The sequence below is a fragment of the Synechococcus sp. MIT S9503 genome, assembly GCF_047304175.1.
In the GTDB taxonomy this organism is placed as follows: domain Bacteria; phylum Cyanobacteriota; class Cyanobacteriia; order PCC-6307; family Cyanobiaceae; genus Synechococcus_C.
On sequence record NZ_CP138955.1, the window covers coordinates 2116707 to 2130223 of the forward strand.

General features: G+C 60.2%; 14 protein-coding genes. 7 read left to right on the plus strand and 7 right to left on the minus strand.

All coding sequences use genetic code 11. The annotated features are described in order from the left end of the window. Positions 1–85 precede the first annotated feature (85 nt). Positions 86–694: an RNA recognition motif domain-containing protein gene (locus SIB56_RS11660; protein WP_413324097.1), complete on the plus strand. Its 609-nt coding sequence runs from the start codon at positions 86–88 to the stop codon at positions 692–694. Positions 695–720: 26 nt separating this feature from the next. Here SIB56_RS11660 and dusA read toward each other — a convergent pair whose 3' ends face one another. After that, the gene (gene dusA / locus SIB56_RS11665; RefSeq protein ID WP_413324098.1) at positions 721–1725 is read right to left on the minus strand and encodes a tRNA dihydrouridine(20/20a) synthase DusA; all 1005 of its coding nucleotides are present in this window, start codon (positions 1723–1725) and stop codon (positions 721–723) included. Positions 1726–1784: 59 nt separating this feature from the next. On the opposite strand from dusA, the gene msrB reads away from it, so the two are divergent. Continuing rightward, positions 1785–2303 (plus strand): peptide-methionine (R)-S-oxide reductase MsrB, encoded by a 519-nt coding sequence (gene msrB, locus SIB56_RS11670; RefSeq protein ID WP_413324099.1) that lies wholly within the window; start codon positions 1785–1787, stop codon positions 2301–2303. Next, positions 2233–3561 carry an NAD(P)/FAD-dependent oxidoreductase gene (locus SIB56_RS11675; RefSeq protein WP_413324100.1) on the plus strand — a complete coding sequence of 443 codons (1329 nt, stop codon included), beginning with the start codon at positions 2233–2235 and terminating at the stop codon, positions 3559–3561. Before msrB ends, SIB56_RS11675 begins: the two co-directional genes overlap by 71 nt. On the opposite strand, the gene SIB56_RS11680 is transcribed toward SIB56_RS11675, so the two are convergent. Genes SIB56_RS11680 through SIB56_RS11690 form a run of 3 tightly spaced genes read right to left on the minus strand, consistent with a single transcriptional unit; the run spans position 3536 to position 7644 of the window. After that, positions 3536–4813, minus strand: a complete 1278-nt coding sequence (locus SIB56_RS11680) for a type II secretion system F family protein (RefSeq protein WP_413324101.1) — start codon at positions 4811–4813, stop codon at positions 3536–3538. The genes SIB56_RS11675 and SIB56_RS11680 overlap by 26 nt on opposite strands. Positions 4814–4829: 16 nt before the next feature. Further along, on the minus strand, positions 4830–5903 hold the full coding sequence (locus SIB56_RS11685) for a type IV pilus twitching motility protein PilT (RefSeq protein ID WP_413324102.1): 1074 nt from the start codon (positions 5901–5903) through the stop codon (positions 4830–4832). 10 nt (positions 5904–5913) lie between these two features. Next, positions 5914–7644: a GspE/PulE family protein gene (locus SIB56_RS11690; protein ID WP_413324103.1), complete on the minus strand. Its 1731-nt coding sequence runs from the start codon at positions 7642–7644 to the stop codon at positions 5914–5916. 95 nt (positions 7645–7739) lie between these two features. Between SIB56_RS11690 and grpE the strand changes: the two genes are divergently transcribed. The 4 genes from grpE to rsgA are packed head-to-tail and all read left to right on the plus strand — an operon-like array spanning position 7740 to position 10823. After that, positions 7740–8483, plus strand: coding sequence for a nucleotide exchange factor GrpE (gene grpE / locus SIB56_RS11695; RefSeq protein ID WP_413324104.1), 744 nt, complete (start codon positions 7740–7742; stop codon positions 8481–8483). A gap of 42 nt (positions 8484–8525) precedes the next feature. Next, positions 8526–9659: a molecular chaperone DnaJ gene (gene dnaJ, locus SIB56_RS11700; RefSeq protein WP_413324105.1), complete on the plus strand. Its 1134-nt coding sequence runs from the start codon at positions 8526–8528 to the stop codon at positions 9657–9659. A gap of 2 nt (positions 9660–9661) precedes the next feature. Beyond that, on the plus strand, positions 9662–9904 hold the full coding sequence (locus tag SIB56_RS11705) for a sulfurtransferase TusA family protein (RefSeq protein ID WP_413324106.1): 243 nt from the start codon (positions 9662–9664) through the stop codon (positions 9902–9904). A gap of 19 nt (positions 9905–9923) precedes the next feature. Beyond that, the gene (gene rsgA, locus SIB56_RS11710) at positions 9924–10823 is read left to right on the plus strand and encodes a ribosome small subunit-dependent GTPase A (RefSeq protein WP_413324107.1); all 900 of its coding nucleotides are present in this window, start codon (positions 9924–9926) and stop codon (positions 10821–10823) included. Here rsgA and SIB56_RS11715 read toward each other — a convergent pair. The 3 genes from SIB56_RS11715 to murC are packed head-to-tail and all read right to left on the minus strand — an operon-like array spanning position 10780 to position 13505. Then, positions 10780–11121: a YbaB/EbfC family nucleoid-associated protein gene (locus tag SIB56_RS11715; RefSeq protein ID WP_413324108.1), complete on the minus strand. Its 342-nt coding sequence runs from the start codon at positions 11119–11121 to the stop codon at positions 10780–10782. The genes rsgA and SIB56_RS11715 overlap by 44 nt on opposite strands. Positions 11122–11145: 24 nt before the next feature. Further along, complete coding sequence (gene murB / locus SIB56_RS11720; protein WP_413324109.1) at positions 11146–12078, minus strand: UDP-N-acetylmuramate dehydrogenase; 933 nt, start codon at positions 12076–12078, stop codon at positions 11146–11148. Continuing rightward, positions 12054–13505 (minus strand): UDP-N-acetylmuramate--L-alanine ligase, encoded by a 1452-nt coding sequence (gene murC / locus SIB56_RS11725; protein ID WP_413324110.1) that lies wholly within the window; start codon positions 13503–13505, stop codon positions 12054–12056. The genes murB and murC overlap by 25 nt, the downstream gene beginning before the upstream one ends. Positions 13506–13517: the final 12 nt, after the last annotated feature.

Below are 13517 nucleotides of genomic sequence, written 5' to 3' on the forward strand. Positions count from 1 at the left end.
AGAGGCTGGTGCATCCTTCAATGGATCTTCAACCGATGACTTGTCTGATCCGATTGGGTCCTTTCTCTTCAGGTCCAGCAGTCAAGTGAGCATTTTTGTCGGCAATTTGCCCTTCCGCGCTGAGCAGGAGGACGTGATCGAATTGTTTGCCGCTCATGGAGAGGTCACGAACTGTGCCCTTCCTCTTGAGCGTGATACCGGTCGCAAACGTGGTTTCGCCTTTGTGGAGATGGTCGATGAGGCGGCCGAGGCCGCCGCGATCGAAGCTCTCCAGGGCGCTGAGTTGATGGGTCGTCCCCTGCGCATCAACAAAGCTGAGCCCCGTGGCAGTGCACCTCGACGCGGTGGCGGTGGCGGCTACGGCGGAGGTGGCGGCGGCGGCGGTTATCGCGGTGGCGGTGGTGGCTACGGCGGTGGTGGCTACGGCGGTGGTGGCGGCGGTGATCGACGTTCCGGTGCTCGCGGTTGGGAAGACCGCAGCTATGGAGGGGGGTCGTCTGGTGGTGGTTACAGCGGTGGTGGAGCTGCTGCTGGTGACGAACAGTCAGGTCCTCCTTACGGTGGAGGTGTTGAAGATGGCCGCCGCAGTCGTCGTCGTGGTGGTGCTTCCCAGAACGATGGTGGTGGCTACGGCGGCGGTGGTGATGATGGCGGTGGCGATGACTACAGCGGTTACGGCGGAGCTGAAGGCTGATTGACCATTCGTGTCAATTCATCGACCTAGAGCCCGGCTTCCGTCAGTTGCCGGGCTGACCTTTCCAGAACGCTGAGGTCTGCACCGGCACGCTGGGCGTGTTGACCGAGATCACGGCGCCATTGGCGAGCACCTGGCACTCCTTCCACCAGTTGCACCAGGTGCCGGCAGAGATCCCACAGCCGTCCGCCCCTGTTCAGGTGACGTTCGGCATGGGGCATCAGGCCTGTGATCACGTCCGATGCCTTCACCGTTCTTAGAGGGTCCCCGAAGATCAGAGCATCCATTGCAGCCCAGCGCAGAGGATGCGCGTAGGCGGCTCTGCCAACCATTGCACCATCACAGTGATGCAGTGCCTTCAGGCATTGCTCCGGGGTGTCGAGACCTCCGTTCAGTTCGATCATGAGTTCAGGTCTTCGTTGTTTCAGCGCGATGACCCGCTCATGTTCCAGAGGAGGAATCGTGCGGTTCTGTTTGGGATCAAGACCCTCCAGCCAGGCTTTGCGAGCATGCACGCTGAAGCGGGTCGCTCCGGCCGCGGCCAGCTGATCCACGAAGGCTGTGAGCAGGGTGTCGCTGTCGAGATCGTCAATGCCCACCCGGTGTTTCACTGTCACGGGCAGGGCGCTGGCAGCCACCATCGCTTCCACACAGCGGGCCACGCGGTTGGGTTCTGCCATCAGGCAGGCGCCGAAATTGCCGGCCTGAACGCGTGGGCTGGGACAGCCCACATTGAAATTGATTTCGTCATAGCCCCAGTCCGCTGCCATGCGCGTGGCTTCAGCGAGTAGTTCCGGTTGATCGCCGCCGACCTGAAGGGCGATCGGATGCTCCTCCTGATCGAAGTCGAGCAGGCGTTCCCTGCGTTGACAGTGATGCAGCGCCTGCGCCACCACCATTTCGCTGTAAAGCAGAGCGTGACGGCTGATCTGACGCATCAGCTGGCGAAAGTGCCTGTCTGTGCAGTCCAACATTGGAGCAATGCTGAAACGCCAGGAAGGTTCCCGGTTGCTGGGGGTGGGGGAATCCATTCCTCCATGCTGCCTGGCACCCGTTCGCGCTTGTTTAGAACAGTCCCACGGTTGAAGTGATGACAGTGATGTTCCCCAATCTTGAAAAGTGGTTGATGAGCAGGCGCTCCATGCTGACTGCGACTGTTGCAGGTCTCTTCGGTGTGGTTCGTGCACCGCAAAAGGTCATCGCTGCTTCCGAAGAGTCAGATTCCGAGTGGGATCTCTCTGATCAGGAGTGGAGGACACGTTTGTCGCCTGAGTCATATCAGGTGCTGCGCAGGGAAGGTACCGAGCCTCCCTTCACCAGTGCGCTCAATAACGAGAAAAGAACAGGGATCTATCACTGTGCAGGCTGTGATCTGCCTTTGTTTTCATCGCAGGCCAAGTATGAGAGCGGTACCGGCTGGCCAAGCTTTTGGAAGCCTTTGTCAGGTGCCATCGCCACGAAAGTAGATTTCAAACTGATCGTTCCTCGTACGGAATACCACTGCAGCCGCTGCGGCGGTCACCAGGGTCATGTGTTCAATGACGGTCCCAGGCCCACCGGCAAGCGCTACTGCAACAACGGAGTCGCTCTGCGCTTCCAGACCGCTTGATCTGGTCGTGATCGGTGGTGGTCCTGCCGGTTACATGGCGGCGATCACCGCTGCTGAGCAGGGTCTCCATGGAGTGGTGGTGCTTGAAGCCACGCCGGAGCCCCTCCAGAAAGTGCGTGTCAGCGGTGGTGGTCGCTGCAATGTGACCCATGCATGCTGGGATCCTGCGGAGCTTGCGACCCACTACCCCCGCGGCAGTCGGCCGTTGCGGGGACCATTCAGCCGCTTTGCATGTGGTGACGCGATCGCCTGGTTTGATGAGCACGGACTCACCCTGATCGAGGAATCCGATGGCCGCATGTTTCCTCAGCAGAACCGTTCCGAGGCCGTGATTCATTGTCTGGAGAACGCTGCCAGCCTGGCGGGAGTTCAGCTGCGCACCCAGGTGCTGGTTCGGCAGATCGTGCGCGCGGAGGATGGTGGCTTCCTCATCGAAGGGCGCGGCCTGGAGCAGCCGCTGAGAGCTCGCAAGTTGATGCTGGCCACCGGTGGTCATCCCAGTGGCCGCAGACTTGCCGAGTCTCTCGGTCATCAGGTGATACCACCTGTTCCTTCACTGTTCGGCCTGTCATTGCATGCAAAGGCCCTCGCTGCCTGCAGTGGTATTGCCGTTGATAATGTGACTCTCGATCTGAAAATCGGCAATCAGCGCTTCCGGCAGACCGGACGGGTGCTGATCACCCACCGCGGACTCAGTGGTCCGGCAACCCTGCGGTTATCCGCTTTTGCTGCGCGGGCACTTCATCAAAGCCATTACAAAGGTGAACTCAGGCTGGACTGGAGTTCCGGCCTGGGTCGCAAGGGTGTGGAGCAGAGGTTGAGGCACTGGCGCCTGGACAAGGCCAGGCGCACGCTTACATCGGCCAATCCCTTCGAGCATTTGCCGCGGCGCCTTTGGCAGGCCTTCCTTTCAGAGGCCGATGTGGAAGGTGAGCGTCGCTGGGCGGATCTGCCCTTGAAGGCTGAGCGTCAGCTGGTTGAAACTCTCTGTTCTCAGCGCCTGTTGATTCGGGGCCGTGGGCCATTCGGTGAGGAGTTTGTCACCGCAGGTGGGGTTGATTTGGGTGAAGTGAATCTGGCCACAATGGAAAGTCGTCGCTGCACAGGGCTTTATCTGGCTGGTGAACTACTGGATGTGGATGGTGTCACCGGTGGTTTCAATTTCCAGGCCTGCTGGAGCGGCGGCTGGCTGGCGGGTCAGGCCATCGCGGCCATCCGAGCCCAGGAGCTCGCTATGCGATCTGATCAAACACGCTGAACATCGGCAGATACATCGCCAGCAGGATCGAGCCCACAATGCCTCCCACAACCACGATCATCGCCGGTTCAAGCATCGAGGTGAGTGCCTTCACAGACGTTGAAACCTCGTCTTCATAAAAGTCGGCCACCTTGCTGAGCATCCGGTCCATTTCACCGGTCTCCTCTCCGATCGTGAGCATGCTCAGGGCCATGTCGGGCAGAACCTTCTGCCGAGTCAGCGCGGTGCTCAGCAGCACACCTTCCTGAACCAGGGCTCTGGAGTCGAGGATGGCGTCGGAAATGATCGAATTTCCCGCTGTTTCACTTGAGATCTCCAGTGACATCAGGATCGGGACTCCGGCTTTGGTGAGAGAGCTGAAGATGCGGCAGAACTGGGCTGTCGCGGTTTTCATGATCAGATCACCGAACAATGGCAGCTTCAGCACGAGGCGGTCCACCACGCGCCTGCCCTTCGGTGTTGCGTAGTACCTGGCGAAAAGCCAGGCTGCGATGAGCATTCCTCCGGCAAACACCAGAGCCGCTGAAGAACGCAGAAGCTTGCTCAGATCGACCATCAGCTGCGTGAACAGAGGCAGTTCCGCACCCAGATCTTCAAAGATCCCCGCAAAGGTTGGAATCAGGAAAATGGTCATGCCCAGGAACACCAGAATCGCGATCACGAGCACTGCGACCGGATAACCCATTGCACCCTTGATCTGGTTCTGCAGGCGGGCGTTGTCCTCCAGCAGTTTGGAAAGTCGTTTCAGGGACTCATCGAGAACTCCGCCGGCCTCTCCGGCTTCCACCATCGCCACCGTCAGCTGATCGAACACCTTCGGCCACTGGCGCATCGCCGCTCCCATCGCTGTGCCCTGGTTCACCTCCATACCCACTGAAGTGAGCGCTTTCTTGAACATCGGCAGCTTCTGTTGTGTGGCCATCAGATCGAGACTGCGCACGATCGGCACCCCCGCATCGACCAGTGCAGCCAGCTTGCTGGCCCAGACCGCTTTCTCCTTCACACCTGGAGGTTTCTGGAAGGCTTCTCCCAGATCCATCGAGAACAGGCTCCCGCCTGATGTCCCATCGGCCTTTGCAGGCGTTCCTTTCTTTCTGCCTCGTTCAGGACCGGTTTCACTGGCACGCAACTGGTTGGCTTTGATGCCACGTCGCCTCAACTGACGCCTGGCCGTGGCCAGATCATTGGCTTTCACGGTCACGGTTCGGTCCTGACCGGTTGCAGAGGTGTAGGTGGCAGTGAACGTGGCCATGCTGAGTCTGGACCTCTCAGTTGCTGATCAGCCGTTCAAGCTCGGTGGGTTTGCTGGCTTTTGAGAGTCCTTCCCGCAGATCGATCTCACCATGACTCACGAGATCTGCCAGGGCTTTCTCGAGCGTCTGCATGCCCAGTTCACCACCGGTCTGAATCTGTGAGTAAAGCTGGGCGGTCTTGCCTTCGCGGATCAGGTTGGCAATGGCGGGGGTGTTGATCATGATTTCCTGTGCCATCACTCGGCCGAACTGACCAGGCTCGGGATTGCTGCGGCGACACAGCGTCTGGGAGAACACCGCCACCAGACTTCCTGACAGCTGCACGCGGATCTGGGTCTGCTGCGCCGGCGGGAACACGTCAACCATGCGGTCGACCGTCTGCGCTGCGGAACTGGTGTGCAGCGTTCCGAACACAAGGTGACCTGTTTCGGCGGCGCTGATCGCCAGTTGAATCGTTTCCAGGTCGCGCATCTCACCCACCAGGATCACGTCCGGGTCTTCGCGCAGAGCCGCCCTGAGTGCATTCCCGAAGCTGCGGGTGTCCTCATTGAGCTGGCGTTGGTGCACCAGGCTTCGGTCGCTCTTGTAGACGAACTCGATCGGGTCCTCAATGGTGAGGATGTGTTCAGCGCGGCTGTGATTGATGTGATCCAGCAGTGCCGCCAGGGTGGTGGTCTTGCCTGAGCCTGTGGGACCGGTGACCAGCACCAGGCCTCGTGGTCGCTTGCTGGTCTCCACCACCACGGGTGGGAGGTTGAGCAACTCGATGCTGGGAATCGAGCTGCCCAGCGCTCTCAGGCAGGCCGCATAGCTGCCTTTCTGGCGATAGACATTCACCCTGAATCTGGCGACTCCCTTGAGTCCGTAGGCGCAGTCCAGTTCCCAGGTCTGTTCGAGGGTCTTGCGTTGGCTGTTGTTGAGCATTGAGAAGATCAGCCGGTTGCAGCTCTCCTCGAGCAGGGCTTCATCTCGCATCGCCCGCAGCTGTCCGCTGAAGCGTCCATAGGGGGGCTGGCCGCTGGCGATATGCAGATCACTGCCTCCGCCTTTCACCAGCTCCTCCATCAGGTCTTCGATCATCAGCTCCATCGCTCGCTCCTCAGTGACGTGGGGTCAGGCAGTAAGGACATTCCAGCCAACCTTCCTGGAGTCCGCCACCACAGCCGATGCAGGTGAGTGTGCTCAGGGCCCTGGCTCTTCGCTCTGATTCCAGGCCGGAATCGGTGAGCACCATGCGGCCCACTTCCTCCAGAGTCGTATGTCCCTCCCTCACCAGATCAAGGCTGTAGCCCAGCAGGGTTTTCATACCTCCCTCGAGAGCCAGCTGACGCACCATGTCGGTAGTGGCGCCCTTGGCCACAGAGGTCGCCAGCGCCTCATTCATGCGCAGCACTTCGTAGACGCCCACCCGCCCTTTGTAACCACTGCCCTGACATTTGGGGCAAGGGTTGGTCTGGCCTTCATGGTGGTTGGCCCGATAGAAACTGACGTCCGCCTCGGTGCTTGCCATCAGTCCGAAGCGCCCCAGTTCCTCGGGATTGGGCCGGTAGGCGATGCGGCATTGCGGGCAGACCCGCCGGAGCAGACGCTGGGACACGATTCCGATCAGTGAGGCGGCCACCATGAAGGGCTCGACGCCCATCTCGTCGAGGCGCGCGATGGCGCTGGGAGCGTCATTGCAGTGAAGGGTCGTCAGCACCAGGTGACCCGTGAGAGCCGCTTCGATAGCTGTTTTCGCGGTTTCAAGATCGCGCGTTTCACCGACCAGCAGCACGTCCGGGTCCTGGCGCATGAATGCTCTCAGTGCCTGGCTGAAATCAAACCCTTTCTCCCGGTTCACCTGGCACTGGGTAATGCCTGGCAGGGCGTATTCGATCGGATCCTCCACCGTGGAGATGTTGATCCCCGGTTCGTTGCGTTCCGCCAGCAGTGAATAAAGCGTTGTCGACTTGCCGGATCCAGTGGGCCCTGTCACCAGGATCATTCCGAAGGGCTTGGACCCCAGGGTGCGAACCAGCTTCAGGGCTTCAGCGTTGGAAATCAGCTTGTCGAGCCCCAGCTGGGTGGCGGAGCTGTCCAGCAGCCTCAGCACGATCTTCTCCCCGTAGCGGCTGGGCAGACTGTTGACCCGGAAATCCACGGTTCTGTTCTGGAAGCGGCGGCGGATTCGGCCGTCCTGAGGGACGCGCCGTTCAGCGATGTCCAGATCCGCCATGATCTTGAATCTGGAAGTCACAGCCGGGACCAGTCGGCTCGGAAGTGGTTCGATCTGACTCTGCAGCACGCCGTCCTGACGGAAGCGCAGCTGGAGTCCTGCCTGCTGGGGCTCCACATGGATGTCGCTGGCACCCAGTTCAAGGGCCTGCATCAGGATGCGATCCACCAGATCGATCACGGGTGAGCGCTCTGCATCGTTAAGCCCGGATTCAAGGTCCTGCGGTTTCGAGGAGTCGGCGTCCTCCTCATCGGGATCGGCTTCGAGCACCCCCTGAACGGTGAAATCCTTCAGATAGGAGGTTGCCGTTTCCGCCACGGATTCGGCTTCGATGCCGTTTGAACCCGAGGTCTCGGAGGTTGTCTGGATGACGGCGTTGCTTTGTGGTGGTGTCTCCGCAATGGGTTGTTCTAGTGATGGACCTTCATCGCTCACTGGAAGGTTGTTGCTGAGCAGCTCCGTCAGGCTCTTCGCGAGCGCGGCATGACGCACAGGATCAAATCCCATCGTCTCCAGTTCCTCGAGCAGAACCGGTGCATCAGCGATGCCGAGATCGCCTGGAATTGACCGCTGCAGAAGCAGTTCCAGTTCCAGAGGCAGGCTTGTGTCGCTCACGGATCAAGGTCGCAGAAAGGTGCGGGCTTCCGCCGCTTGTGGGAGGACTGCCTCACCTATCAACATGTCTAGACGTGAATTCGCAACCGGTCAGCATGAGTGGCGACGCTTCCACCCCAGCGCAGGATCCGTCATCGGCTGGTTCCGACAGCCAGCAACCTGCCGTGATTCCAAACGAAACTCCAGAGACCCCCCCGGTGGTGGATGAGGTTTCAAGCAGTGAAGAGACAGTTGGAACGGATTCAGGGTCTCAGTCCGTTGACAATGAGGCCCGCCTCGAGCAGCTGGAACGGGAGCACTCCGCGCTCAGAGAGGAACATGAAGTGTTGCGCGGACAATATGTGCGCATCGCAGCGGATTTCGACAACTTCCGCAAACGCCAGAGTCGCGATCAGGACGATCTCAAGCTGCAGCTCATCTGCAACACCCTCAGCGAGATTCTTCCGGTTGTGGACAATTTCGAGCGTGCCCGTCAGCAGCTCGATCCACAGACGGAGGAAGCTCAGGGACTTCATCGCAGTTATCAGGGGCTCTATAAACAGCTGGTTGATGTGCTTAAACAGCTTGGTGTTGCTCCCATGCGAGTTGTTGGTCAGGAGTTCGATCCGACCCTGCATGAAGCAGTGCTGCGTGAGCCCAGTGACGAGCATCCTGAAGATGTGGTGATTGAGGAGCTGCAGCGGGGTTATCACCTTGATGGCCGCGTGCTGCGTCACGCCATGGTCAAGGTGTCGATGGGGCCCGGTCCGCAGCAGGGCGCAGGCAGCGAAGCAGCCGTTTCCGATGCCGATGTCGATGCCGGGGCTGAAGGGGAGGTTTCCGACGATGCCAACGGTTGATCAGACCCCTGCTCTTACTGTGATCTTCGGGACACCCAGCTGATGGCCGATTACTACGAGCTGCTCGGTGTCAGCAGGGATGCCGATGCTGAGACCCTGAAGCGGGCCTATCGGCGACTGGCTCGCCAGTACCACCCTGATATCAACAAGGAACCAGGCGCTGAAGACCGTTTCAAGGAAATCGGTCGTGCCTACGAAGTGCTCAGCGATCCCCAGACACGCGGTCGCTACGACCAGTTCGGTGAGGCTGGCCTCGGTGGAGCCGCCGGCATGCCCGACATGGGCGATATGGGTGGTTTCGCCGATCTGTTCGAGACCTTCTTCAGTGGCTTCGGGGGTGCTGCCGGTGGTGGTGGCCGTCAGCAACGCCGCCGCGGCCCGCAACAGGGGGATGACCTCCGCTACGACCTCACGATTGATTTCGAGCAGGGTGTGTTCGGTCAGGAGCGCGAGATCCGTGTCCCCCATCTGGAAACCTGCACCACCTGCACCGGTAGCGGTGCCAAGAGCGGCAGTGGTCCCACCACCTGCTCCACCTGTGGCGGCGTCGGTCAGGTGCGTCGTGCAACCCGCACCCCTTTCGGCAGTTTCACGCAGGTTGCGGAATGTCCGGCCTGCACCGGCAGTGGCCAGGTGATCGCAGATCCCTGCAATGCCTGCGGCGGCCAGGGTGTGACGCAGGTTCGCAAGAAGCTGCGCATCAACATCCCTGCGGGTGTCGATTCGGGCACCCGTTTGCGCGTGGCCGGTGAGGGAAATGCTGGGCTGCGCGGTGGTCCTTCAGGTGATCTTTACGTCTTCCTCACAGTGAAACCGCACCCCTCTCTACAGAGGGATGGTCTGACAGTTCATTCCGAGGTGAAGGTCAGCTACCTCCAAGCGATCCTCGGCGACACGATCGAGGTGGACACGGTGGATGGTCCGACCAACCTCGAGATTCCTGCAGGCACTCAGCCCAATGCTGTTCTCACCCTGGAGAACAAGGGCATTCCCAAGCTGGGAAATCCCGTGGCCCGAGGGAATCAGCGGATCACCGTCAACGTGAAGCTCCCAACCCGTCTCAATGAGGAGGAGAGAGGGCTGCTCGAGGAGCTTGCTGGTCATCACTCCGCGAGGGGTGAGCAGCACCATCATCACAAGAGCGGGCTGTTCGCTCGTCTGTTCGGCCAGAGGTGACCATGGCGGAACGTCCCTCTGATCGTCAGCTCGATCTCTGTGGGACTCCCTGTCCGCTCAATTTCATTCGCTGTCGCCTCACCCTGGAGACCATGAATCCCGGTGAATGTCTTCAGGTGGATCTGGATCCGGGCGAGCCTGAGGAGATGGTCGTTCCAGGACTGCGTCGAGACGGTCATCGGGTGGACGTGGAGCGACGTTCCGATGTTCAAGTGCGCCTGATGGTCATCTGCGCCGGTGAGTAGGCATGAGCTGCATCCGGGCATGGTGGTGGCTCTCCAGGCCAATTATCTGGAGGTGGAACTGGAACATCCACCTGCCGACGGTCCTTCCCGTCTTCTCTGCACGCGCCGCACACGGCTGAATCACCGTGGTGCCCTGGTCCATGTGGGCGACCGTGTGCAGGTGGAGGCCATCGACCCAGATCACGCCAGGGCCGTCGTCGCTGAAGTGGAACCCCGGATCAGCTTTCTGGTCCGTCCACCCGTTGCCAACGCCTCCTGCATTCTTGTGGCTGTAGCGGTTGATCAACCCGTTTTTGATGCCGATCAGGTCAGCAGGTTCCTGCTCACGGCTGAAAAAACCGGATTACAGGTTCTGCTCGTGCTGACCAAATGTGATCTGCTCAATGACGATGCGCTGTCACAACTTCGCCAGCGTGTGCAGGGGTGGGGCTATGAACCCATTCTTGTCTCCACGCACTCCGGACTGGGGCTGGAGCAATTGCGAGCACAACTGGCCAAGATTCCGATTTCGGTGCTTTGCGGTCCATCGGGGGTGGGCAAGAGTGCGCTTCTGAACGGACTCCTGCCTGGACTGGCATTGCGGGTCGGTGCTTTGTCAGGTCGACTCCAGCGTGGGCGCCACACCACACGCCATGTGGAACTGCATGAATTTGCTCACGGGTCCAGGGTTGCGGACACACCGGGGTTCAACAGGCCGGAGTTACCGGATGACGTTTCGAATCTGGAGGTGCTGTTTCCGGAGCTGCGTGCCCAGCTCGCCCAGCATCCCTGTCGGTTCCGTAACTGTTTGCACCGGGATGAACCGGGTTGCGGAGTGACGCGCAACTGGGAGCGTTACCCCTTGTACCGCAGGGCTGTGGACGAGCTTCTGGATGTCAGCCGCCCATTCCGGGCAGATTCAGATCGAGACCGCCAGTGAGTTCCTGCATCCGCTCCTTCATGGTGCCTGTGGAACGTTCGTAGGCGGACTGAAGTGCTGCGAGGGTGGCGGCTTCTGCGGCTTCCTGCCCATCACTCAGCAGGCTGGGATCGAGCTTCACCCGCAGGGGCTGCTGATTGCCAGAGAGCCAAATGCTTGCCCGTCCGTCTTCACTGCTGCCCTCGATCTCCATGGCATCAAGTTCCTCCTGCAGTTTCTGAGCGTCCTGCTGGATCTGCTGTGCCTTGCGAAAGGCTTCGGTGAGCTGTCCGAAATTGGGAAGTCCGAAACCGGCCATGGCGTCGCTGAAGGAACAGCAAGATTAGGCCGCCATTTCGAATCCCAGTCGTTTCACTTCTGGCTGAAGCTGGATGCCATGGGCCTCGGCCACCTTCTGCTGCACCATGCCGATCAGGTTGCGGATATCGGCAGCGCGTGCTTCTCCGGTGTTGACAATGAAGTTGGCATGCACTTCAGACACCTGCGCACCACCGACGCGCCGGCCTTTCAGCCCCAGGCCTTCTATCAGACGACCGGCCTTTGCTGGTTCAGGATTGCGGAAAACGCTGCCGCAGCTGGGTTGTTTGTAGGGCTGGGTGCTGGTGCGGTGATTGAGGTTCCCGCTGGTGCGTCGTTGCAGCTCGCCAGGATCATGTCCTGGTTCAAGCTGAAATTCGGCTGCCAGCACCAGCAATCGCCGGCCTTGCAGGGCACTGTGGCGATACGCGAAGTCGAGCGCATCGCGTTCAAGCCGCTGGATGCTGAAGTCCTCGCCTTCGAGGGCAACCACGTCCACGCTGAGCAGCCGCTCTGCTGTGCATCCCCCCTGAGCTCCGGCATTCATCACCGCAGCTCCGCCAACGGTGCCAGGGATGCCAACGGCCCATTCCAGCCCTTGCAATCCCAGCCGTGCAGCACGTCTTGCCAGGGTGGGGATCGGTTCACCGGCACTGGCTTTCACCCGCCCTGTCTGGCCATTCAGATCAATCCCCTGCAGTCGTCGCAGGCAGAGGGTGAGTCCGGGGAGTCCTTCATCAGCAATCAGCAGATTGGAGCCTGCACCGATCGCGCGGACCGGCATCTCCTGATTCGCTGCCCAGCGGAGCAGTGTTGGAATCTGCTCAGCATCGCTGGGTTCCGCCAGCCACTGGGCAGGACCACCAACACGCCAGGTGGTGTAGTGGGCCAGGGAAACCTGTTCCTGGAGGATCCCGTGTTTCTGAAGTTCCCTCAGGTTGTCAGCGTCGATCGGCATGTCGTCGGCTCCTGCAGTGCGTTCGGTGACAGCCGAGACCAGAGACTGTTCACATCTCCGGCGCCCATCGCCAGCACCAGGTCATCGGCACGGCTGTGTTGCTTCACCAGATCAGCCAGTTCATCCATGCTGGATGCCACCAGCACTGTCTGATCAAGGTTGTGTTCCTGGATGCAGCTTGCCAGAGCCTCACTGCTGACGCCGGTAATGGGAGCTTCTCCGGCTGAGAACACCGGTGCAAGCACCACGATGTCCACGCTGGAGAGTGCCAGGGCGAATTCGTTCTGAAATTCCTGGGTGCGGCTGAAGCGGTGGGGTTGAAACACTGCCATCAGACGCTTCGGACTGCGTGGCAGTGGACTTCGACCACTTGACACCATGAGAGCGGCCATCGACAGAGTCGCAGCCACTTCACTGGGGTGATGTGCGTAGTCGTCCACCACGAGACGACCTTCCCAGTCGCCACGAAAATCGAAGCGGCGTCCAGGCGTCTTCAGCTCGCTGAGGTGTGTGATCAGACGGCCGAGGGGGACTCCCTCCATTCGGCAAGCAGCCAGTGCTCCAAGAGCATTGCTGAGGTTGTGCAGCCCTGGCAGTGGCAGTGTGATCCGGCCGACGTGCTCTCCCTGTTCGTAGAGATCGGCGATGGTGTGATCCCCTTCGAGGGCTACCGGCAGAGCGGCGTAGTCAACGTTGTTGCTGCGTTGCACTGACCACCAGGCATCGGCTTGGAAGTGTTCGCTCAGAATCGGGTCGTCCTGGTTGGCCAGCAATCGACCGCAACCGGCGGCGAACCGCCTCATGGTGGTGATCAGATCATCCAGATCTCTGTAATGGTCGGTGTGATCCAGTTCCAGATTGGTGATCACGCCCAAGGTGGCGTTGAACTTCACCAGCGATCCATCGGATTCGTCAGCTTCTGCTACCAGCAGGCGGCCGGTGCCTGAGTGCCCGTTGCTTGCGTAGCAGGGAACGATTCCACCGATCACGGCGGTGGGATCCTCTCCGGCTCCATTCAGAAGTGTTGTGACAACTGTGCTTGTGGTGGTTTTGCCATGACTTCCAGCCACGGCGATGGAGGGCTGTTGGTCGATCAGGGCAGCAAGCAGATCGGAACGATGCCAGACAGTCAGCTGCAATTGCCGTGCTGCCAGCAGTTCTGGATTGCTTTCCGGGATGGCGCTGCTGATCACCACCAGCGGCGCTGTCAGGTTCTGGTTTTTCAGTTCTTCAAAATTCGACGCCGTCTGGGAGGCGAAAGCCACCATCCCCAGAGCCTGCAAGGCCTCCATCGTGGGGGACATTCGTCGATCAGAGCCGCTGACTCTGTGGCCGCGGCTGAGCAGAATTTTCGCCAGAGCAGACATGCCGATTCCACCTGCACCGATGAAGTGCACAGAAGAAGGGCTGTCAAGCGGTCTGCTCAAGAATGAAAGCCG